Source organism: Antarcticibacterium arcticum (assembly GCF_007993795.1).
In the GTDB taxonomy this organism is placed as follows: Bacteria; Bacteroidota; Bacteroidia; order Flavobacteriales; family Flavobacteriaceae; genus Gillisia; species Gillisia arctica.
On the sequence record NZ_CP042476.1, the window covers coordinates 2,451,045 to 2,473,927 of the forward strand.

Sequence of the window (22,883 nt, forward strand, 5' to 3'; positions counted from 1 at the left end):
TATTTAATGTTTTTAAACTGTCTACAATTTCCGTTTTTGTTCTTTTTTAAAGTTCTATATTAAGTCCAATTGTAAAGGTCTTGGCAGGGGGAGCAGAATAGAACGTGATCCCTCTTTGAATATTTGAACCTCCAAGATCATCATAGGTAGATTCAGGATCATACCCACTGTAATCTGTAAAGGTCAACAAATTCACACCGGTAAAATACACTCTTAGACGGTCTACCTTAAATCTTTCAGTAACCGATAATGGTAAGGTGTATCCAAAGGTTAAGTTACGCAATCTTATGAAATCTGATTCCTCAAGATACCTGGAAGAATCCTGCTGCCCGTTGGTTTGATACATCCTTGCCTGTGGCACGTTGGTTATATCTCCCGGGTTTTGCCATCTGTTCAACTGGTCCCGCGTCTGGTTGTCTTCATAACGGGCGTTACCACTCTGGAATTTACCACCTGAATTATAAAGTGATGCACCCCATTCGCCCTGGAAGGTGAAGGAAAGATCAAAATTCATGAAAGTAAGGTTGTTGGTAAAACCTGCCATAAGCTCCGGATAGGGACTTCCCAAGATAACCCTTTCTGCCTCACCGTAATTTGCGGTGGTAGACCTGTCCCGGGACCCATCTGAATTTAATGTATTCCTGTAGAACAAGGCATTTCCGTTTGCAGGGTCAACCCCGGCATATTCCACAATATAAAATGAGGAAATGGTTTCTCCTTCTCTTACAATGTTAAGCCCCTGAACAATGTCTCCTCCAGGTAAACCTGTCACTTCATTATCAAGTGTAGACAGGTTAAAGTTGGTATTCCAGGTAAAATCCTCTGTCATTATATTTCTTGTATTTAACACAAATTCGAATCCGCGGTTGGTAAGTGAACCAACGTTACGGGTAATGCTGGTGAATCCTGATGTACCCGGAATTGGCTGGTTCAAAAGAAGATCGTTTGTTTTCTTGATGTAGTAATCTACCTCACCTGAAATGCGGTTGTTCAAAAACCCAAAATCCAGCCCTATATCAACCTGCCGTGTTTTTTCCCATTTAAGTCCTGGGTTGGCCAATTGTACCGGTGCAAGGGCAGAACGCTGATTGTAGGCTCTTCCACCAAATAGACCAAGACTGGCAAAATTCCCAATCCCGGCATTTCCGGTTTCACCCCAGCTTCCCCGTAATTTCAAAAGGGAAAGTGTTTGAGAATCCTTTAAAAAATCTTCTTCTGAAATTATCCAACCTGCAGAAGCCGCTGGAAAGAACCCATAACGGTTATCTGCCCCAAATCTGGAAGACCCGTCATATCGCAAACTTCCCTTGAATAAATATTTATCATACAGGGAAAAGGTTGCCCTTCCGAAGTAAGAAAGGAAGTTATACATAGTCCTTGTAGAGGTTCCAGAGGTGATCTCCGAAGCACTGGCCACAGTTTGTAAATTATCTGAAGGGAAACCGGTTCCGGCTACAAATTGATTTTTTCTGGAGCTTTCTTCAAAGTTCATCCCCACAACCACATCCAGGTCAAAATCCTGATTAAAGGTGGTGTTGTAGTTAAAATAGTTACTTATGTTGTACTTATCAGACTGTACTGCATTTGCATCGGCATACCCGTTTGTCGAAGCCGACTGGGTTAAACTTCCTGCAAAATATTCCTCGGTCTGATTATTATTATCATATCCTAGTTCTGTACGGAAGCTTAAAGACGGAAGGATCTGGTACTGCAAATAAGAATTGAGCAGGATCCTGAAAATATCGGCATCCCAGTCTCCATTATATTCCTGCATTAAAAAGTTGTAATAAATAGTGGAATCATTATTGGGGATCCCATTATCAAGAAATGCGGGCGATAAAGGCGATTGGGCCACTGCCTGTAACGGCGTGGAGAAAGAGTTATCTGTTCCAATACGTGAGATCTGCGTTTTACTGGCCCCGGCATTGAAACCTACCTTAAATTTATCAGAAACATTGTGGTCTATATTTGTACGTATAGAATATCTTTCAAGGTCATTCCCTCTTACAATAGCTTCGGTTCTGTTATATCCACCGGAGATAAAGAACAGGGTTTTATCATTTCCACCGGAAATAGATACGGTGTGGTCCTGCACTGCTCCATCAACCAGGGCATAATCCTGCCAGTCTGTATCTACCTCAAGATTTCTCCAGTCTGTCCCGTTGGCCATAAAATCAAAATACCCGCCTTCTTCTGTAAGCCAGGTATCTTCAGCTCCATAACTGTTGGTTGAAGCCTCAACAAAAAGTTCTATATATTCTTCAGCATTTAACCATTCAAGTTTATTGGTAGCACGGCTCCAACCGGTAGAAGTATTTACAGAAACCTTGGTTTTACCTGCTCTACCGCTTTTGGTAGTTATAAGAACAACCCCGTTGGTACCACGTGCTCCATAGATGGCCGCAGAAGACGCATCTTTTAAGATCTCAATAGACTCTATATCATTAGGGTTAAGTGAGATCAATGGGTTAATGGGAGCCACAGTAGTACTCTCATCATCATTGATAAGCGGCATCCCGTCTATTACATATAATGGTTCCTGAGAAGAGGAGATACTGGCAATACCACGTATTCTCATCTTAACTCCACCTTCAACCTTTCCGTTAATCTGGGTGATCTGTACCCCGGCAGCTTTCCCTACAAGTGAAGACTGCATGTTGGACACCGGAATATTGTTGATCTGTTCAGAAGAGATGGAAGCAATATTATCTGTCACCTTTCTTTTGGACTGAGTTCCATATCCTACCACAATAACTTCATCCAGGGTTTCATCGGGGAGCAGCTGTACATTGATTACAGCTTCTGTTCCTACCGTGCGGCGAACCGTTGAAAACCCAACAAATGAATACACCAGTACTTCTCCCTGGTTTGCCATAATTGAATAGTTTCCATCAAAGTCACTCTGTGTTCCCCGGGATGTGTTTTCAATAATGATGTTTACACCAATAAGGGGTAAACCATCAGAATCTGTAATGGTTCCTGAAACCTGCCTTTCCTGAGCAATAAGGATCGATGAGATAAAAAATAATCCCAGGAGGAAGAAATTTTTAATTTTCATACATATGAGTTTAAATTAGTCAAAATGTTAAAAAAAATTGATTAGTTGTTAATGTTTCCTAATGTAAGCAATAAACTTAACCAATTTAAAAGAGTTTCCGTTTTTTTTCTAACATCCTTTTAACAAAAAGAATTTCATTTAAAGTTCCTATATAGGTTATTACATTCTTTTTAAAGAAAAAACAGAATTTTGGTTTGTTCCATAATTATTAAGGGATATTTTAGAGGAAAAATAAATTGATCTGAATTATGAGTAAAACATATTATGATCCTGCCGATCTTAGAAAATTTGGAGATATCACCCAATGGAGCGAGGAGCTTGGAACAAAATTCTTTGATTACTACGGAAAGGTCTTTGAAGAAGGGGCTCTAAGTGCCCGGGAAAAATCCCTTATTGCACTTGCAGTATCCCATGTGGTACAGTGCCCCTATTGTATTGATGCCTACACCAAAGACGGGCTGCAACGGGGTATTGCTAAAGAAGAAATGATGGAAGCCGTACACGTGGGCGCAGCTATAAAAAGTGGTGCCACCCTTGTTCACGGAGTACAAATGATGAATAAATATGAAAAACTATCTTTCTAGTGAGTAGTGAATAGGGATTAGGAAATAGTGATTAGTTTATGGTTTAGTGAGTAGGGAGTAGGGAATGGTGATTAGTTTTATGGTCTAAAGTTCGTTTTTGTTGTTCTAACCGATGACTGAAAATTGATAATGGTTCACTGATAACCGATGACTGTAAACTGACAACTTTTACCACTTGTCATTCTGACCTCAGTGAAGAATCTATTGATTACGAAGATCGCTGAGGGATTAAAACAAATTCCTGTTTCCCGAGAGATTCTTTCAGAACCCCCTCGTAGCAGCTTCTACAGAATGTCAAGAATTGGAGTTTTGGAAGATTTAGGAAATAAAAACTAAATTTTAAACTTTAAACTAATATCTAACGACTAACAACTATCGACTAACGTCTATTGACTAAAGACTAATAACAAAAGACTAAAAAAATGTCTGTTTCAAAATCCCTGATGGCGCGTAAAGATGACCTTTCAAAGCCTGCCAATCAGTTAAAATATTTAAGCAACGGGATCTTTCGGGAAGGAGGGTTGCCCTATTTTAAAGATAAGATCGCCATCACCGGGCATTTTCCCCTCAAGCCGAAAAAACTGGAGATCCTGCAGCTCAATCTGGGTTATATGTGCAATCAGGTGTGTTCCCATTGCCATGTAGATGCAGGGCCGGACAGGAAGGAGATTATGACCCGGGAAACCATGCTTCAATGCCTTGAGGTTATTAAAACAACGGGCGCACATACGCTGGACCTCACTGGCGGGGCGCCGGAAATGAATCCCCATTTCAGGTGGTTTGTAGAAGAGGCCTCCAAAGCAGGAATACAGGATTTTATTGTGCGTTCTAATCTCACTATTATCCTTGCCAATAAAAAATATCACGACCTGCCCCTTTTCTTCAAAAAATATGGTGTACACGTAGTTTCTTCCCTTCCTTTTTATAAAAAGGAAAAAACCGATAAACAACGTGGTACAGGGGTTTTTGATAAATCAATCCAGGCTTTGCAAATGCTCAATGCTGTTGGGTATGGCAAGGAGGGAAGCGGACTCAAACTTGACCTGGTATACAATCCTGCCGGGGCATTTTTACCGGGAGATCAAAGCGCGATGGAAAAGGATTTTAAGATAGCTCTCAGGAAAGATCATAACATTGTTTTCAACGAACTTTTTGCCATCACGAACCTGCCTATAAGCAGGTTTCTGGAATACCTTATAGCATCAGAAAATTATGAGGATTATATGTTTGCCCTGGTAGAGGCATACAATCCGGCGGCAATAGAAAATGTAATGTGTACCAATACCATTTCAGTAAGCTGGGATGGGTGGTTGTATGACTGCGACTTCAACCAGATGCTGGGATTAAAAGTAAACAGTAAAATTCAGCATTTAAGCGATTATAATGAGGACCTCCTGAATAACAGGGAGATCATAATATCCCAGCACTGTTACGGCTGCACCGCCGGGGCGGGCAGCAGCTGCCAGGGCAGTGTAATATAATTTGGGTATTTGCTGTGAATAAAAAGAACAAAAACCTCCTAATAATTTTTACCCGTCCTCCACAACTGGGGAAGGTAAAGACCCGGCTGGCCAGGGATATAGGGGAGCAGGCCGCCCTGGATATCTACAATTTCCTTTTACAGCACACCCTTAGCATTACCAGGGAGCTGCAGGTGGATAAAATGGTATTCTATGCAGGCGAAATACCCGAAAATGACATATGGGATAATTCGGTTTACAAAAAGAAACTTCAGCAGGGAAAGGATCTGGGAGAGCGAATGCAACGGGCGTTTGAGGAAGGTTTCAGGCTGGGCTATAGTAATATCATCCTAATAGGCAGCGATCTTTTTGATCTTTCACACCCCGACCTTGAAACTGCATTCCAGGAACTTGAACGTTATGAATATGTAATTGGGCCGGCACAGGACGGAGGATATTATTTAATTGGAATGAAACAACCTGATGGCGCCGTCTTCAGCAATAAAACCTGGGGTACCTCATCGGTCTTTCAGGAAACTTTAAAAGACCTTCGGGGAAAAGAAATATCTTATCTGGAATACCGCAATGATATTGACGTTTATTCAGATATAGAAAATATTAAAGAGCTTCAACAATATTTACAACCTAAAAAAATATGATCACAGAAATACAGGAGACCCTGAGCTATTTAAAATCAAGAGGATTTGGAATCCCCGAAATTGGGATCATCCTGGGAACTGGCCTAGGCAAACTTATCGCAGAAATTGAGATAGAAGCCGAAGTAAGCTATAATCACATCCCGTTCTTTCCAACTGCCACAGTAGAATTCCATAAAGGCAAACTGTATTACGGCACGCTGGAAGGAAAAAAAGTGGTGGTGATGCAAGGCCGTTTTCACATGTACGAGGGTTACAGCATGCAGGATGTCACCTTTCCCGTGAGAGTAATGCAGCGACTGGGAATTCAGCGGTTACTGGTCTCAAACGCGGCAGGATCTATTAACCTTAATTACAAAAAAGGAGAACTGATGCTCCTGGATGACCATATTAATTTACTCGGAAATTCCCCGCTGGCTTTTAAAGGGGTGCAGCATACCGGTGAGAGATTTGTAGATATGAGCGCGCCTTATGACCTGGAGATGAATGAGAAATTTGAAAGTATTGCCAAAACCGAAAATATTAAACTTCATAAGGGTGTGTATGTGGCAGTCCTTGGCCCCCAGCTGGAAACAAGAGCAGAGTACAAATATTTAAAGATTATTGGGGCCGATGCTGTGGGAATGAGCACCGTGCCGGAGGTGATAGTTGCAAATCATTTGAAACTGCCCGTTTCCGCTGTATCTGTAATAACAGATGAGTGTGATCCTGAAAATCTGGCACCGGTGAACATCAACGAAATAATCGCTACAGCCGCTATTGCCGAACCGAATATGATAAGGCTGTTCAGGGGATTAATACGGTCCCTGTAAAATAATTAGTCTAATCTAATGAAACGCCAAACATCTACTAAAAACCCAGTTTAATGAGCTATTTAGATACAACCTATAACGTATACCGGGAAGCCGCACTTACACCTGATGTTGGGCTTTGCTGCACCACCAACCCAATCTGGGAATTACCGGGATTAAAGATCCCAAAGATTATGCAGGAGATGAATTATGGCTGCGGTAGCACGGTACATATGCGTGACCTTTCCAACAACCCAAAAATGCTCTACGTAGGAGTTGGCGGCGGAATGGAGCTGCTGCAGTTTGCCTATTTCAACCGGCAGCCCGGTGGTGTAACCGGGATAGATATGGTAGATGAAATGCTGGAAGCTTCTCACCAGAATTTTAAGCTGGCCGAGGAAATGAACCCCTGGTTTAAAAGCGATTTTGTAAGTCTGAAAAAAGGTGATGCCCTTAATTTACCTGTGGAAGACAACTCCATAGATGTAGCCGCCCAGAATTGTCTTTTCAATATTTTTAAAGCTGAAGACCTTAAAAAGGCCATTGCAGAAATGTACCGCGTATTAAAACCTCATGGAAGACTGGTGATGAGTGACCCTACCTGTGAGCAACCCATGAACGAGACTTTACGGAATGATGACAGGCTGCGCGCACTTTGCCTTAGCGGAAGTCTACCCATCGTCGAATATGTAAAGGCCCTTACCGATGCAGGTTTTGGAACGATAGAGATTAGGGCAAGGAAACCTTACAGGATCCTGGACCCAAAAAATTATCCTACCGGCGAGCGCATTTATATAGAATCTATTGAAGTAGCTGCAATAAAAGATCCTATGCCGCCCGATGGCCCTTGTGTATTTACCGGTAAAGCGGCGATCTATTATGGGGAAGACAAGTTCTTTGATGACCAGAAGGGTCATGTCCTGGGAAAGAATCAGCCCCTCGCAATTTGCGACAAAACAGCTGCAGCATTAAGTTCCCTTGGCAGGGAAGATATTTTTATAAGTGAGTCAACCTTTCACTATGATGGCGGGGGTTGTTGTTAAAAAGGTAAATTCCTGACATTAGGTGGGAGCGTACAATTCGCTCCTGACATAGCGGTTTACCAACAATGCCAATAATACTTTGGGAATCTGGCCGATTTCTGCGTACTTTACTTTTGAGATTTTCAGGCAAAAAAATATGGAGCATATCGTAATTATAGGAAATGGAATTGCCGGAATTACCGCTGCCAGGCATATTCGCAAACGCAGTGACAAAAGGATCACCGTGATCTCTGCAGAAAGTGATCATTTCTTTTCCCGTACTGCCCTTATGTATGTATACATGGGCCATATGACATATGAACACCTGAAACCCTATGAAGATTGGTTTTGGGAAAAGAACCGTATTGAGCTCAAAAAGGCGCGTGTAGAAAAGATCGACTTTAAGGAAAAGATGCTTTGTTTCTCTCTCGGGGAACCTATGAAATATGACACCCTGGTCCTGGCCACCGGATCTATGCCAAACAAATTTGGGTGGGAAGGTCAGGATTTAAAGGGAGTACAGGGACTGGTTAGTCTTCAGGACCTGGAATTACTGGAAGAAAATACCCAAAATTGCCGGAAAGCGGTAATGGTGGGTGGCGGATTAATTGGCGTGGAAATGGCTGAAATGCTGCGTACCCGCAAAATTGAGGTCACGTTTCTTGTACGGGAAAATGGCTTCTGGGCAAATGTTCTTCCTCAACATGATGCCCAATTGATCTCTGAGCATATTAGTTCCCATGGTGTAGACTTAAGACATAATACCACTCTGGACAAGATCCTTGCCGATGAGAATGGCAGGGCTCGGGGAGTGATCACTTCAGATGGGGAAGAAATACAATGTGACCTGGTTGGTCTTTGCACCGGGGTAACACCAAATATTGAGTTTTTAAGGAATACTGAACTTGATACCGACAAAGGAATTCTGGTAGATCAATACCTGCAAACCAATATTCCTGACGTGTATGCCATTGGCGACTGTGCGCAGCAACGCACCCCAATTGGCCTTCGCAAGCCAGTTGAGGCAGTATGGTATACCGGCAGAATGATGGGAGAAACCCTTGGCCAGACCTTAACCGGAAATAAAATACCCTACAAGCCGGGTAATTGGTTTAACAGTGCAAAATTCTTTGATATAGAATACCAAACTTATGGCTGGGTACATACAAGTCCGGGGGAAAAAGAACAGCATTTACACTGGGTGCATAAGGAAAGGGATAAATTAATCACAGTGGCTTTTGATCCTTCAACAAACTTGTTTTTAGGCATCAACACCTATGGGATAAGGATGCGCCACGAGGTTTTTGACCGCTGGCTCAATGAGGGAAAAAGCATTCAGCATGTATTGGCAAATCTAAAAGAAGCCAATTTTGATCCGGAGTTTTACCGGCGATATGAAAAGGAGATTTTCAACAGTTTTAAAGAAAATTTACAACAACCCCAGCTATGAGCAAATTAGAACATAATATGTCGATTACAGGCGATACTCCCGGCGGACTTTCGAAAACTCAAAGATTGGCCTCGGGAATAGGCATGCTTGGATTATTCATACTGCTGCTGGCCATTGCAAATGTAAATTTTCCGAATAAAACCCTGTTCCTTGTACTCTCCATTACACTTATAACAGTAGGGACCATAATCTTTACAAATGATGCGTACCGCGGGAAACACCCAGGGATAAAGAATGACGGGGTGTGGTTCAGGTCTATGACCGCACGGGGATTCTGGGCCTGGATCACGGGAATTACCCTTACCCTTTTTTACATTGTACTTTATTGGTATCCCGAGTATCTGGGGTTGAACAGCGATGGTGCCAACACAGGAATTATTGCCTTATTCGACCCCTTAAGCAGGTTTATAAGCGGGTATCCCGCCAGCCAATGGTTTGTGTATGGGACCTTATATACCCTGGCAATCCTAGTGTTTGGGTATAAATTCATCCTGAAATACCGGCATAATAATTACGAGATCCTGCGAACCTTTTCGGTCATGTTCTTTCAACTTGGTTTTGCATTTTTAATCCCGGAGATATTAATAAGATTGAATCAACCTTATTTCAATCCCGCCAACCTGTGGCCACTTAATTACGATTTTTTTGCAGGCTATAAAATGGAAGGGTTTTTCTCTGCAGGTACTATAGGCCTATTGATGTTCGGCTTTGGGATCGTTTCCATTTTTGTGATCTCTCCAATCCTCACCTATAAATATGGGAAACGCTGGTACTGCTCCTGGGTTTGCGGTTGCGGCGGGCTCGCAGAAACGGCGGGTGACCCGTACAGGCATTTATCAGATAAATCCAATTTTGCCTGGAAAGTGGAGCGATGGGTAATTCACAGTGTGCTGGTTTTCGTAGTGGTGATGACTATCGCGGTGATCTATTCCTTTTTATTGGAAAATCCATCAGATTCCTGGTTTACGAAGGATGTTTTTCTCTGGCTTTCCGCAGGATTTCTCACTCTTATTTTTGCCCTCATCATGATCTTTAAGCGCGAGCAACTTGCAAAAGATGCCAAATATGGCGCTATTGGCTATCTCGTAATAATCCTCGCGATTATCTCTCTTAATTACTTGAGCGGGAATTACCGGATCTTCTTTTTTGATGGCCATCAGTTAAGGGCGTGGTACGGCTTTTTAATCGGCGCCGCTTTCTCAGGCGTGATAGGAGTTGGTTTTTATCCCATTTTCGGGAACAGGGTGTGGTGTAGATTTGGTTGTCCAATGGCTGCAGTGCTGGGAATGCAGCAACGCCTGTTCTCAAAATTCAGGATCACCACCAATGGTGGCCAGTGTATCTCCTGCGGAAATTGCTCTACCTATTGCGAGATGGGAATAGACGTGCGGGCTTATGCTCAAAAAGGCGAAAATATTGTACGCTCCAGCTGCGTGGGCTGCGGAATTTGTTCTGCCGTTTGCCCGCGGGGAGTTCTAAAACTTGAAAACGGGCCGCTTAAAGGAAGGATTAATTCTGAAGAGGTGTTGTTGGGCAATGATGTAGATCTCCTTGATCTTTTAAACCAAAAAGGAGAATGAAAATTCCCTCCGGAATAATAAATGGAGCAGGGGTTTAAACTTCACAAGGAAGGCAAATCCATTATTGAACCCTATCTTTGCCATTAATTAAGACTGAATGCCTCCTATAATAAAAGTAATTATCCCTGCTCACAATGAACAGGATTCCATTGGGAAAGTAATAAATGAGATCCCCCACTTTGTTGCAGAAATTATTGTGATAAGCAATAATTCTACCGATGCTACAGAGGAAAATGCCAGGGCCGCCGGAGCAACCGTTCTTACTGAAAGCAGAAAAGGTTACGGTTATGCCTGTCTTAAAGGCATGGACTATATTGCCACCCAGGCTCCTCTTCCCGAAATTATTGTTTTTCTGGATGGCGATTACAGCGACCACCCCGAAGAAATGGATAAAATCGTGGCCCCAATAATTGAAGATGATATGGATATGGTGATAGGCGCGCGGGTAAAAGAATTTAGAGAACCGGGTTCCATGACCTTTCCGCAGATATTTGGAAATTGGCTGGCCACCTCGCTAATGAAATTATTTTTTAATGCAAAATTTAGCGATCTCGGGCCATTCCGGGCGATAAAATATGATAAGTTGCTGGCCCTGGAAATGCAGGACAAAACCTATGGCTGGACCGTTGAGATGCAGTTAAAGGCTCTTAGAAAAAAGTATCAATACATTGAAGTTCCGGTACATTACCGCAACCGGATTGGGGTGTCCAAGGTTTCAGGAACTTTAAAAGGTGCTATCTTTGCCGGAGTGAAAATCCTGACCTGGATCTTTAAATACTCTTTTAAATAATGGATCTCAGCATCATCATAATTTATACCCTGGCATTGCTGCTTATATTTATATACAGCCTTTCCCAGCTTAACTTGCTCATTAACTATCTGCGTTCCAAAAAACAGCAAGACCTTTCAGAAAAAACGGACCTTTCCAAACCTGAAAATGTTCCGTTTGTGACCATTCAGCTTCCGGTGTACAATGAAAAGTACGTGATGGAACGGCTTTTAAATAACATCGCGAAAATTGAATACCCCCGTGAAAAACTGGAGATTCAGGTGCTTGATGATTCTACAGATGAATCCCTTGAAAATACCGCAATTCAAATAGAACAGCTTCAGAAAAGCGGACTTGATATAAAACATATCTGCCGGAAGGACCGCAGCGGTTTCAAGGCGGGAGCTTTAAAAGAAGGACTTAAAGTTGCAAAAGGAGAATTCATTGCAGTCTTTGATTCAGATTTTCTTCCGAAGGAAAACTGGCTTATGGAAACCGTTCCCTATTTTAAAGATCCGGAAATCGGGGTGGTGCAAACCCGCTGGGGGCACATAAACCGGAATTATTCCTTACTCACCAAAATTCAGGCTTTTGCACTGGATTTTCATTTCGTGATGGAACAAACCGGAAGGAATTTCGGGAAACACTTCATTAACTTCAATGGTACTGCGGGAATATGGAGAAAGGAGTGTATTCTAAACGCCGGCAACTGGAGCGGAGACACTCTTACAGAAGACCTGGACCTTAGCTACCGGGCACAAATGAAAAACTGGAAATTCAAATATTTAGAAGATGTTGAAACTCCCGCCGAACTTCCGGTGGTAATAAGTGCTGCCCGCTCCCAGCAATTTCGCTGGAATAAAGGGGCCGCAGAAAATTTTCAAAAGAATTATTCGCAGTTGTTATCCAAAAAAGGCCAAACCGCGGGGACCAAATTTCATGGCTTCTTTCATTTGCTCAATTCCAGTATGTTTCTGGTAATCCTGTTGCTCGCTATCCTGAGCCTGCCGGTTTTATTTATTAAAAACAACAATCCTGCCTTCAGTTGGTTTTTTAATGTACTGGCCTTCTTTGCCATAAGCAGCCTTATTTTCTTTGTTTGCTATTGGGTCACATACCGCAAGATACATGGGGGCGGATTTAAGAATTTCCTATCCTTCATTGGCATGTTCTTTACCTTTTTCTCAATCGCTATGGGATTTTCAGTGCATAATTCGCTTGCAGTGCTGGAAGGTCATTTTGGTAAAAAAAGCGAATTCATAAGGACCCCTAAATTTAATATCAATTCGATTAAAGATTCCTGGAAAGGCAATGCATACCTGACTAAAAACATTTCTGCCAACACCTTTATAGAGGCCGGATTGTTCCTTTATTTTGGCTACGCTATCTACTGCGCATTTCTGCTGGATGAATACGGCTTGCTCCTCTTCCATCTTATGCTGTTTACCGGATTTGGGTTTGTAGTGGCAAAATCGCTGGGTCCTGTGAAAGCAAACCGCCCGGTTACCGACAGCCTTACAGAAAGCAACTAAATGGATTCATTAACACAAATTGTATTGGGCTCCGCCGTGGGAGAGGCGGTGTTAGGAAGGAAAGTGGGCAATAAAGCTATGCTTTACGGGGCCATAGCCGGCACTATCCCCGACCTTGATGTAATTGCTAATTATTTTACCGATACTGTAACAGCAATTGAGGTGCATCGCGGATTTACACATTCCATTGTTTTTGCGATACTATTTGCACCTGTTTTCGGCTGGCTCATTTCCAAAATTGAAAAACGTTCTGCCGCGGTTTGGCAGGATTGGTCCTGGCTTATGTTCTGGGGCCTGTTCACCCATCCAATCCTGGACGCATTTACTACCTGGGGCACACAGCTTTTCTGGCCGTTTGATATAAGAGTGGCATTTAAGAATATATTTGTTATTGATCCCCTTTACACCCTGCCTTTTTTGATATTTCTTATCCTCGCGATGCGTGCAGAAAGAGACTCTCCCAAAAGAAGAAGACTAAATAATCTCGGCCTAATTGTAAGCAGTTCCTATTTGGTGTTAAGCCTTGTTTTAAAAGGGATCACATTTCAGAAATTTGAAAACGCCCTCCAGGAACAGGGATATGAATACCTTCAAATTGAAACCAAACCCGCCGCGCTCAACACTATTCTATGGACCGCAAATGTGGAATTGAAAGACGCCTATCTTATTGGGGATTATTCTTTTTTTGATTCTAAACCCATCAGCTTTAAACGGTACGATAAAAACCACCACTTGCTGGGAGAATTGGAAAAAGAGGACAAAGTTCAACGCCTTATAAAGATCTCCAATGGGTGGTACATAATTTCGAAGCAGGAAGACAAGATACTTTTCAGCGACCTGAGATTCGGGGTACTTGATATTGAAAATGAAGACCCGGATTTTGTATTTACTTATTGGCTCAACGATCAAAACGAGGAACTGGTAGTCGAGGAGGTAAAACGTAAACCCGCCGAAGCTAAAGAACTCTTATTGGGATTGGGACAACGCATCCTGGGAAATTAAACCGCTGCTTATTGCTCCTATAATACAACCTTGGGATAACACTTTCAATTGACAAATTGGACTGAATACTCTATATTTAGATTTTCCTGCATAAAATTCCCGCTTATGAAATTTCCTCCGTTGTATCTTTTTTTTCTTATCCTTCTTACTGCCCCAAATGTTATTGCTCAAAACGATTCCTACAAATTGAATGAAATTATAACACAGGTCCAGGATAGAAAATCTTACGATAAAACCGAATATCCTTTGGGGATTTTCACAAAAGACCATTACAGGCGGGAAGCCCAGTTTGCTAAGGAGCGGCTTGAAAAGCTAAAGGAATTAAAAAAGGAGAATCTCACTTCCTCTGAAAGGATCTCTGCCGAACTTTTGAAGTTCCGGCTTCAGGAAACCGTAGATAAGCTGGAGTATGAAGCTTATTTGAATCCGCTATTATCTGATGCAGGTTTCCATGTAAGTCTGGCCTATCAGGTTAGGGAGCTGGCAAATTATGCACAGGTAAAATCCTATCTCGCCAAACTTAATGCTGTGCCCGTATACGTAGACCAGCACCTGGCGTTGTTAAGAGAAGGGATTTACAAAGGGATTACCCAGCCAAAGGTGATATTTCAAGGTTACGAAGCTACTTATAACGACCAGATAGTTAAAGATTACCGGGATAGTTTCTACTATACCCCGTTCAAAAATTTACCGCAATCTCTCACAAAGGCCCAAAGAGATTCGGTGCTCAAGGAAGCTGAAATTGCTATTAAGAATAAAGTAATTCCCCAATTTAAACGTATCAAACAATTCTTTGAAACCGAATATTTACCTAAAGCCAGGGAAAGTGTAGGAGTATCTGCTATTCCTAATGGCAGGAAATATTATCAGAATCGGCTGGATTTTTATACCACCCTTGATCTTACTGCGGAAGAAGTGCACCGGATAGGCCTTGATGAGGAAGCCAGGATCAATTCAGAAATGAAGACTATTATAGAGGAAGTTGAGTTCGACGGAAGTTTTGAGGAATTTATCCAATTCCTGCGAACCGATGAACAGTTTTATGCAAAATCGCCCGAGGAGTTATTGATGGTAGCCCGGAATATATCAAAAAAGATAGACGCCCAGCTTCCGCGTTATTTCAAAACATTACCGCGAAAACCCTATGGAGTGGCACCGGTGCCTGATGCTATAGCACCAAAATACACTACCGGAAGATATATCTCCCCTCAGGATGAAACCCAGGCAGGCTTTTATTGGGTGAACACCTATGACCTGCCCAGCAGGCCATTATATGTGCTTCCCTCTTTAACAGCGCATGAAGCGGTGCCGGGGCATCATTTACAGATCTCCCTAAACGGCGAGTTGGGAGATAGCATTCCTTCCTTTAGAAGAAATTTCTACCTCTCGGCTTACGGTGAGGGCTGGGGATTATATTCAGAATTTTTAGCTGAAGAAATGGGAATTTACACCACCCCGTATGAGTTGTTTGGAAAACTCACCTATGAACAATGGCGCGCCTGCAGGCTTGTTGTAGACACCGGCATGCACGCCCTGGGCTGGTCCCGCGAGGAGGCGGTAGAATATCTTAGATCCAATACAGCCCTTTCGCTTCACGAAATAAATACTGAGATTGACCGCTATATTTCATGGCCGGGCCAGGCAGTATCATATAAAATTGGGGAGATAAAGATCCGGGAACTGCGTAAAAAAGCAGAAGAGGAACTGGGCGAAAAATTTGACATCCGCGATTTTCACGAGGTAATCTTAAGCCGCGGAACCCTTACCCTGGAAATTATGGAAGAGTTGGTAGATGAGTATATTCAAACCAGGTTAGAAACCGGGTCAAAGAGTTAAAGGGTTAATGAATAAATTCTGTTATCAACACTGATTAAAATCTTTGCTGACGGTTATGTATTGAAAAGAAATGTTCACGCTGATCTGTGATCTGTGACGCCTTTACACAAATCCGACTCACATTCGCGTATCTTTACATTTTTAAACATCTATTCAAATGAGCCTGGAACAGGAATTATTTCAAAGAAGCGGTTCGCAATGCGAACTTTGCACCTCTAATGATGACCTCAATATCTATGAAGTGCCAGATTCTCCAAAGGGGGCGGAAAACAGTATACTTATATGCAATACATGCAGGGAACAAATTGAGAATCCTGATAAGACCGACCCTAATCACTGGCGGTGTTTAAACGACAGTATGTGGAGCCCTGTGCCGGCGGTGCAGGTAGTGGCCTGGAGAATGCTTACCAGGCTGAAAGGGGAAGGATGGCCTCAGGACCTGCTTGATATGATGTATATGGAAGAGGATGTGAAAGAATGGGCAAAAGCCAATCAGGTGGCAGATCCTTCTTCCAGATCTGTGGTGCACAGAGATAGCAACGGAGTGATCCTGGAAGCGGGAGATAATGTTGTTTTGATCAAAGATCTTAAGGTTAAGGGTAGCAGTATGGTCGCCAAGCAAGGCACGCCGGTAAGACGCATTTCCCTGGATCACCAAAATGAAGAATATATTGAAGGGAAAGTTGACGGACAGCAAATTGTGATCATTACCAAATACGTGAAGAAGATTTGATAATTGAACTCTTTCAAAGATTTCAAATAATCACTAAATAATTAAACCTCACAGATTTTTAAAACCTGTGAGGTTTATAATTTTTAATTAGTCTGGAAGCTTACTTTTCCTGTTGCTTTAATTTGGTAAAATGCTTGTAAAAAAGAGGAATGGTTTCAATCCCTTTTAAATAATTCCAGATCCCGAAATGCTCATTGGGAGAATGGATCGCATCGCTGTCCAGCCCAAAGCCCATTAAAATTGTTTTGCTTTTCAATTCCTTTTCAAATAAGGCAACAATGGGGATACTTCCACCACTGCGCTGAGGAATTGGAGCTTTGCCAAAAGATTCCTCATAGGCATCATTCGCCGCCTGATATTCCAAAGTATCAATAGGTGTTACATACGCCTGCCCCCATGGTGGGGTTTTACCTTTACCCTAACTCCCTTTGGGGCCAGGCTTTCGAAATGTTTTTTGAAAAGCTGAGTTATCTCTTCCCAATCCTGATCTGGTACCAAACGCATAGAAATTTTTGCAAATGCTTTACTTGCTATCACCGTCTTGGCACCTTCTCCAATGTATCCGCCCCAAATGCCGTTTACATCAAGGGTGGGCCTAATTGAATTTCGCTCATTGGTAGTATAGCCTTTTTCCCCATATACATCCTCAATATCCAGGGCTTCTTTATATTTATCAAGAGAGAAAGGGGCTTCAGCCATTTTTGACCTTTCCAGGTCGCTGGCCTCTTCTACCTTGTCATAAAATCCGGGGATGGTGATATGGTTATTTTCATCGTGCAGGGCAGCGATCATTTTGGTGAGCACATTGATAGGATTTGCCACCGCGCCACCGTATAATCCGCTGTGAAGATCGCGGTTTGGACCGGTCACTTCCACCTCAACATAACTCAATCCGCGCAGGCCTGTTGTTATTGAGGGCACATCTTTGGCTATCATTCCTGTATCGGAGATCAGGATCACATCATTGGCAAGTTTGTCGCGGTTTCGTTCAAGGAACCAACCTAAACTCACACTTCCAACCTCTTCTTCACCCTCAATCATAAACTTTACGTTGCAGGGTAAAGAACCTGTGCTGGTCATGTATTCCAGCGCCTTTACGTGCATATACATCTGGCCTTTATCATCACAGGCCCCACGGGCAAATATGGCTCCTTCAGGATGAATTTTGGTGTTTTTGATCACAGGTTCAAATGGCGGACTCTCCCACAAATCTAAAGGATCTGGCGGCTGAACATCATAATGCCCATATACAAGCACGGTGGGCAAATTGGCATCGATGATCTTCTCACCGTATACAATTGGATAACCGGGCGTTTCACAAATTTCCACCTGATCACAACCCGCCTTTTCCAAACTGTTCTTAACCGCATCGGCAGTTTTCAGAATATCATTTTTATAGGCAGAATCTGCACTTATAGAAGGGATCTTCAGGAGTTCGATAAGTTCCTTGATGAACCTTTCCTTATTTTCCCCGACGTATTTTTTAATATCGCTCATTCGTTAAATTTTGAAATTACGTAAAGGTAAGAAAATGCTTTACCTGTTTAAAACAAAATAGCTTAAGTTAGAAAACATACATGTACCGGAACCTTCTCTGCTGGTAATCAACACAACAAAGTTAGGTCGAAAAATGCAGGAAATAATCTTTCTAAAAATTTCAAGAATTATTTAGAGTATTATTTGAAAATTGAAACATTTATGTATATTTGCAGCCGCTTATCTAGGTAAGCAGTTTTACAATAAGTCCTAAGTGTTGTAAAATGGAAATGCGGGCGTGGTGGAATTGGTAGACACGCCAGACTTAGGATCTGGTGCCGCAAGGTGTGGAGGTTCGAGTCCTCTCGCCCGCACGAAAAGCTCTTCAGCAATGAAGGGCTTTTTTTTATGGAATAAAATGAGGGATTAAATTAATGGCGGAAGGACGAGAAGCCTGTCCTGAGCGCAGTCGAAGCAGCGTCGAAGGGAGTCCTCTCGCCCGCACGAAAAGCCCTTCAGCAATGAAGGGCTTTTTTTTTGGAATAAAAGGAATGAATAAAAAGAGATCAGGCAAAATCATTGTTGCCTGCTCAAATACCGGGATCTTCACCACAGTAAAGCCCTGAAAGGGTGGAAAACATCAACATCCCGTGAAGCGGGATGAAAATAATCTCTTACCAATCCACGCCTTGAAAGGGCCAAATAGGCCTCTATGTGAAGCGGAATGAAAAACCGGTCCTAATACCGGTGGAATAATATCCCCTCAATTCTTTAGGCAGCCAGGGTTATATCAATATTACTAACCTCATCTAAACTTTCCCGCATCAATTTTGTAGCCTACTCCAACAAATCCCGAGAAAACAGTGATATCCCAGTCGGTCCTCATTTTCGTTTCGGCTCTGGCTGACAGGAAGAACCTGGGGAAATGATATTCCAGGAGCGCATTTGCTCCCAGGGAAGGGGTTAGCTTTTTCGGTTTATCAATTACGCTTATTTGTATTCCCACCCCCGGGATTAAAGCGCGGTTATACCTGAACAAATGAGTAATATTTACCCCGGCTGTCCTGTAGCTAAGCTGCGAAAATGTTTCATAAAAGGCATCAACCCTGAACCATTGTGCTGAAAATCCTCCCTTAAAAACCCCGTTATATCCTTTTTCATTTACAGTTCCTCCAAATATGGCATTTCTGGCATCTATTTCTGTTTGAAGTGTAAAATACTGATTGGACTGGGAATAAAATGCCAGCGGAAGAAGCAGGATTATAACCAGCATTTTCATATTGCTACTATTAAATTCAGGTTACCCTCCCTGCCAGATAATTAAAGAATTAAAATCATCTACTGCTCAACACGTGAAATTTCAAAGGGATAAACTAGTCAAATTCGGGATAAGCCTCCGTTAATTAATTGATAATTAAGATGAAAAGAATAAAACTTGAATATTTCAGATAACTGTAAGTTTCAGGATTGTTTTCTCGAGGCCCTGTAATCCTCAAAATAATTTAAAAATAATTATGAGGATACCGGAAAATTTTCACAATCTTAGGCTTGATTTAAGGCGCAATCTTTATTCCCTGCAAAAAGTGAAGCCCGAATGAGAAAAACCACCGGCATCAAGCTGTTAAGATCACAGATAGATAAAATACATGACCGTGACCTTAAACGGGACGCATGGATTTTGTCTACCAATTCTGTTATTTTAAAGGTATTTCCTATTTCTTCTGCCTCAAAAATTTCCCAGATCTCCAAAATAGAGGAAACTCCCGATTTCTTTAATGATATCTCTGCCCAAAAAAGAATTGAGTTTAGGAAGTTAAAGGCCGAACAGTATTTACAAAATTATATTGAGGAGATAGATTTACTTGGAACTGAAACGACTTCCAATAAAATGGAAAATTTTCTGAAATTCTTTAAGTTTTGTAAGAGGAAATAAGAACAAAAGATTCAGTTATAATCCTGGCAATTATATAGACCTGATAACTAATTTAATTATAAAAGTTACTGATCTCTTAATCCAGGACCTCAAAATGAATGGGTTTGAAGCTTCCATTATTGCTGTCTTCCGCAGAGCAAGCCGTTAATGCCACAATAAGATCCATTTCAGCCTTGAAAAGCATATAATCTCCGGCTTTACTTAGGGGTGGGTCCACACTTAATTTTCCATCTGCACTAAATTGTACATTCATAAAGATATTAAACGCCGTAGGAACATCGTCCGGCTCTATCCCAAATGGTTTTAGATTGGTATAAAAATTTTCAAAACAGCTTGGATGATAGTCGGGATTATTATACATGATCTGAAATGTTTCAGGACTGCAGGGTGCCAGTAAGAAATCATTACGCCCATTGGTGTCTTCCAGGATCTCCATCATTTTTCTGCTGCGGTTACTCCATAAAAAATTGCCTTTGGTAATGAGAATATTTTCCTCAAAATCCAGAGTTTTTCCGGAGGAAATTTTTTCCCGCGCATCAGCGGCATTAAAAACCACCATGTCACTCACCTGCTCCCCTTCAGGATCTATTACTTTCAACACCTGGCCTTTTTTTAATTTGAAGGCGGCACCGGTTTGCTTTGCTATTTTCTGGATCATTTTAATATGGTTTCTTTAATGCAGCTGAATCTGGATCTAATTATTTTCCTCTTTAATATTCTTACTTAATTGGGTAGCCAGTGGATCATCCATCTTTTCCAGATGTCGGGTTACAGATCCAATATCCTCTTTATCATATCCCTGATGTAGTTTGGCCACAGCCTCCACTTTAAAAGGATTACACCAGAAACCTGTGATCAAGGGCAAATGTTCTTCTACTATATCCCGGGGATAATCTTGAAAAAACAAAGGTTTTTCCTGATTTTTTTCAAATTTCGCGACAAGGTCATCCAGTGAGGATTCCAGTTCTCCCGCTGTTTGTATCTTTAATTTCACATTTACATGAACAGCAGAATAATCCCAGGTGCTTATGTCTTTTTCCTTATACCAGGAAGAGGAAACATACCCATGGGCTCCCTGAAAAATCAATAATGCTTCCAATCCATCTTTAAGAAAAGAAAATTGCTCATTATGATTTGCTATATGGGCATATAACACAAAATCGTCTGGTGTTCCTGTTATAAGCACAGGGATATGGGTAGCCAGCAATCTTTCTCCCTTTAGCACAAAAGTCGCGAAGGGATGGGCTTTTATAAAATTGAATATGTATAGAGGATCCTTCTTCCTGTATTTTTTAGGCTGATACATGCTTACATTTTCCCGGAAAGAAACGGACATTTCCATTCTTCTCCAACTTTTCTTCCGCTATATTGTTTGGCTTCGCTGGTATTTCCAAAATCTTCCAGCATAGGGTTTATACTTCCCTGCAGTTCTTTATCGCGTTCGCGTATCTTATCCCTCACCGTGTGATAAGCACCCATTTCCCTTAATTTCTCAAACTGCCAGTGCAAATTAAAAGCTATGGCCGGTATGGGGCTTTGCCTCGCTTTTCTCGAGCTGTTAGGATGGAGGCCTACCATGTAAAAAGCTTTCCCTCCCAGACTAAAACTAAAATTATCATTTTCAGGATCGCTGCTTACTGCGGGGTCCCAGGGATGGTCATCAACCTCATGAAGAAATTGCAACTGTTTCCATAAGAGTTCTTCAAACTGTTTTTCGGTAAAATCTTTCCTGCCGGGGAAAGTAGCCAGAAAAGTTAAGAAATCGTTGGATTCAAAATCATAGGCTGCAATATAGTTTTTCAGGTCTTTAAGTATCTTACGGGCGGTATGTTTTGAACCCAGATCCTCATAAACATGTAGGTCAACCTTATCCATACTAAACACCGTTTGTGCCATAAGGCAAGGATGATCCTGATCTAGAATAAAATTGTTAAAACTGGCTTGAACTTTTGCTTCCGGAGTATTTTTTAAGGGAAGCTTTTTTAATTTGGTAGGTGTATCTTGTCTCATAAATCTCATTTCGCCGGCTGTGATCAACCGCTCATAAATACAAATTTATTTCCTTCACCATCAATCAGGTGGACGATTAAGAATATATTAATCTTATTTTAATGAAGATTAACAACTGAACCTGAGGTTGAGATGGAAAGAGTTAAGAATTATATTTATTAGGCTAAAACCTTGAGCTCAGTTATCCTCTTTGTCCTTATAGCGCAACATTAAATAGAGCATGAATCCATTTAAGCCAAGAGAGACCCCATTGGTGGCTATTATGGGCATATCCTTTTGAGTGAATCCATACACTACCCAAAGGAATACGCCAATGATAAGAATGATGAACATCCCGGGAGAAACATCTTCAACTTTTTTTGTTTGCCAGGCCTTTTTAATTTGCGGAATCACGGCTGCCGTGGTGCAAATTCCGGCTACCAGCCCTAATACATCTGTCCATTCCAACATTTTATATTTTTATTGTTCTACATCTTTCAACAACCAATCCTCTACTTCCTCCCCTGCGTTGGAAGAATGCAAAACGGAAATATCCCCGGTAGTTTCAAATACTACTGCCCGCACCTGGGATAAATTAATAATATTTGCCTCCCGCAATTTTGCCCGGAGATCTTTATTTGTAACCCGGGCTTTTTTAAGATTCTGTTCTAAAATCCTGGGACCATCCATAAGAAGTAATGGCGTATTATCTATTAAACGGTGGAAAAAGGAAAATCTTCGCAAAAATGCTGCACTAATTTGTAGCAAATAAACCGCGGCAAGACCAACCACTCCTTCCAGTAAACTTACCGAGGAATTAAGAATAGTACTGGCCAATATGGAACCAACCGCCACGGTCATGGCAAAATCAAAACTGGACATTTTAGAGAAACTGCGTTTTCCGGCAATTCGGGTAAATAAAATTACAGCCGCATAGATCCCCAGAGCGCTTAAACTTATAGCAATAATAGATTGGTATGAAACATCAAACCAGTTTTCCATAATATAAAAA

The 22,883-nt window shown here is 41.8% G+C and carries 20 protein-coding genes, 1 tRNA gene and 1 pseudogene; 14 read left to right on the plus strand and 8 right to left on the minus strand.

What is annotated here, in order from left to right; translation table 11 throughout:
* Positions 1–46: 46 nt before the first annotated feature.
* Positions 47–3,058: a SusC/RagA family TonB-linked outer membrane protein gene (locus FK178_RS11005; protein ID WP_146834877.1), complete on the minus strand. Its 3,012-nt coding sequence runs from the start codon at positions 3,056–3,058 to the stop codon at positions 47–49.
* Positions 3,059–3,306: 248 nt separating this feature from the next.
* Between FK178_RS11005 and FK178_RS11010 the strand changes: the two genes are divergently transcribed.
* The 12 genes from FK178_RS11010 (at position 3,307) to FK178_RS11065 (ending at position 16,473) form a co-directional block, all read left to right on the plus strand.
* Positions 3,307–3,642 (plus strand): arsenosugar biosynthesis-associated peroxidase-like protein, encoded by a 336-nt coding sequence (locus tag FK178_RS11010; protein ID WP_146834880.1) that lies wholly within the window; start codon positions 3,307–3,309, stop codon positions 3,640–3,642.
* Positions 3,643–4,064: 422 nt separating this feature from the next.
* Positions 4,065–5,123, plus strand: a complete 1,059-nt coding sequence (gene arsS / locus FK178_RS11015) for an arsenosugar biosynthesis radical SAM (seleno)protein ArsS (RefSeq protein WP_146834883.1) — start codon at positions 4,065–4,067, stop codon at positions 5,121–5,123.
* 14 nt (positions 5,124–5,137) lie between these two features.
* Positions 5,138–5,761, plus strand: coding sequence for a TIGR04282 family arsenosugar biosynthesis glycosyltransferase (locus FK178_RS11020; protein WP_146834886.1), 624 nt, complete (start codon positions 5,138–5,140; stop codon positions 5,759–5,761).
* Positions 5,758–6,570, plus strand: coding sequence for a purine-nucleoside phosphorylase (locus tag FK178_RS11025; RefSeq protein ID WP_146834889.1), 813 nt, complete (start codon positions 5,758–5,760; stop codon positions 6,568–6,570). Before FK178_RS11020 ends, FK178_RS11025 begins: the two co-directional genes overlap by 4 nt.
* Before the next feature lie 53 nt (positions 6,571–6,623).
* Positions 6,624–7,592: an arsenosugar biosynthesis arsenite methyltransferase ArsM gene (gene arsM / locus FK178_RS11030; RefSeq protein WP_146834892.1), complete on the plus strand. Its 969-nt coding sequence runs from the start codon at positions 6,624–6,626 to the stop codon at positions 7,590–7,592.
* A gap of 136 nt (positions 7,593–7,728) precedes the next feature.
* Complete coding sequence (locus tag FK178_RS11035) at positions 7,729–9,021, plus strand: NAD(P)/FAD-dependent oxidoreductase (protein WP_146834895.1); 1,293 nt, start codon at positions 7,729–7,731, stop codon at positions 9,019–9,021.
* Positions 9,018–10,601 (plus strand): 4Fe-4S binding protein, encoded by a 1,584-nt coding sequence (locus tag FK178_RS11040; RefSeq protein WP_146834898.1) that lies wholly within the window; start codon positions 9,018–9,020, stop codon positions 10,599–10,601. The genes FK178_RS11035 and FK178_RS11040 overlap by 4 nt, the downstream gene beginning before the upstream one ends.
* 97 nt (positions 10,602–10,698) lie before the next feature.
* Complete coding sequence (locus FK178_RS11045; protein ID WP_146834901.1) at positions 10,699–11,391, plus strand: glycosyltransferase family 2 protein; 693 nt, start codon at positions 10,699–10,701, stop codon at positions 11,389–11,391.
* Positions 11,391–12,902 carry a cellulose synthase family protein gene (locus tag FK178_RS11050; RefSeq protein ID WP_146834904.1) on the plus strand — a complete coding sequence of 504 codons (1,512 nt, stop codon included), beginning with the start codon at positions 11,391–11,393 and terminating at the stop codon, positions 12,900–12,902. Before FK178_RS11045 ends, FK178_RS11050 begins: the two co-directional genes overlap by 1 nt.
* Positions 12,903–13,904, plus strand: coding sequence for a metal-dependent hydrolase (locus FK178_RS11055; protein ID WP_146834907.1), 1,002 nt, complete (start codon positions 12,903–12,905; stop codon positions 13,902–13,904).
* Between the two features lie 105 nt (positions 13,905–14,009).
* Positions 14,010–15,740 (plus strand): DUF885 domain-containing protein, encoded by a 1,731-nt coding sequence (locus tag FK178_RS11060; protein ID WP_146834910.1) that lies wholly within the window; start codon positions 14,010–14,012, stop codon positions 15,738–15,740.
* Positions 15,741–15,897: 157 nt separating this feature from the next.
* Positions 15,898–16,473 (plus strand): PhnA domain-containing protein, encoded by a 576-nt coding sequence (locus FK178_RS11065; protein ID WP_146834913.1) that lies wholly within the window; start codon positions 15,898–15,900, stop codon positions 16,471–16,473.
* A gap of 100 nt (positions 16,474–16,573) precedes the next feature.
* On the opposite strand, the pseudogene FK178_RS11070 reads toward FK178_RS11065, so the two are convergent.
* Positions 16,574–17,970 (minus strand): annotated as a pseudogene (locus FK178_RS11070) (dipeptidase).
* Between the two features lie 271 nt (positions 17,971–18,241).
* Between FK178_RS11070 and FK178_RS11075 the strand changes: the two are divergent.
* Positions 18,242–18,323 (plus strand) — tRNA-Leu (locus FK178_RS11075).
* Between the two features lie 431 nt (positions 18,324–18,754).
* Here the strand turns inward: FK178_RS11075 and FK178_RS11080 are convergent.
* Positions 18,755–19,228 (minus strand): hypothetical protein, encoded by a 474-nt coding sequence (locus FK178_RS11080; protein ID WP_146834916.1) that lies wholly within the window; start codon positions 19,226–19,228, stop codon positions 18,755–18,757.
* A 315-nt stretch (positions 19,229–19,543) separates the two neighbouring features.
* Here FK178_RS11080 and FK178_RS11085 point away from each other — a divergent pair, with 315 nt between their 5' ends.
* Positions 19,544–19,882 carry a hypothetical protein gene (locus FK178_RS11085; protein WP_146834919.1) on the plus strand — a complete coding sequence of 113 codons (339 nt, stop codon included), beginning with the start codon at positions 19,544–19,546 and terminating at the stop codon, positions 19,880–19,882.
* 76 nt (positions 19,883–19,958) lie between these two features.
* Here the strand turns inward: FK178_RS11085 and FK178_RS11090 are convergent, their stop codons facing one another.
* From FK178_RS11090 to FK178_RS11110, 5 genes are all read right to left on the minus strand, one after another.
* A complete protein-coding gene (locus FK178_RS11090; protein WP_146834922.1) occupies positions 19,959–20,540 on the minus strand; it encodes a DUF1989 domain-containing protein in 582 nt (193 codons plus the stop codon).
* Positions 20,541–20,576: 36 nt separating this feature from the next.
* A complete protein-coding gene (locus tag FK178_RS11095) occupies positions 20,577–21,224 on the minus strand; it encodes an FMN-binding negative transcriptional regulator (RefSeq protein ID WP_240793822.1) in 648 nt (215 codons plus the stop codon).
* On the minus strand, positions 21,191–21,892 hold the full coding sequence (gntA, locus tag FK178_RS11100) for a guanitoxin biosynthesis heme-dependent pre-guanitoxin N-hydroxylase GntA (RefSeq protein WP_146834925.1): 702 nt from the start codon (positions 21,890–21,892) through the stop codon (positions 21,191–21,193). Before gntA ends, FK178_RS11095 begins: the two co-directional genes overlap by 34 nt.
* A 177-nt stretch (positions 21,893–22,069) precedes the next feature.
* Complete coding sequence (locus FK178_RS11105) at positions 22,070–22,342, minus strand: SemiSWEET family sugar transporter (RefSeq protein WP_240793823.1); 273 nt, start codon at positions 22,340–22,342, stop codon at positions 22,070–22,072.
* A 9-nt stretch (positions 22,343–22,351) separates the two neighbouring features.
* Positions 22,352–22,873: a DUF421 domain-containing protein gene (locus tag FK178_RS11110; RefSeq protein ID WP_146834928.1), complete on the minus strand. Its 522-nt coding sequence runs from the start codon at positions 22,871–22,873 to the stop codon at positions 22,352–22,354.
* Positions 22,874–22,883: the final 10 nt, after the last annotated feature.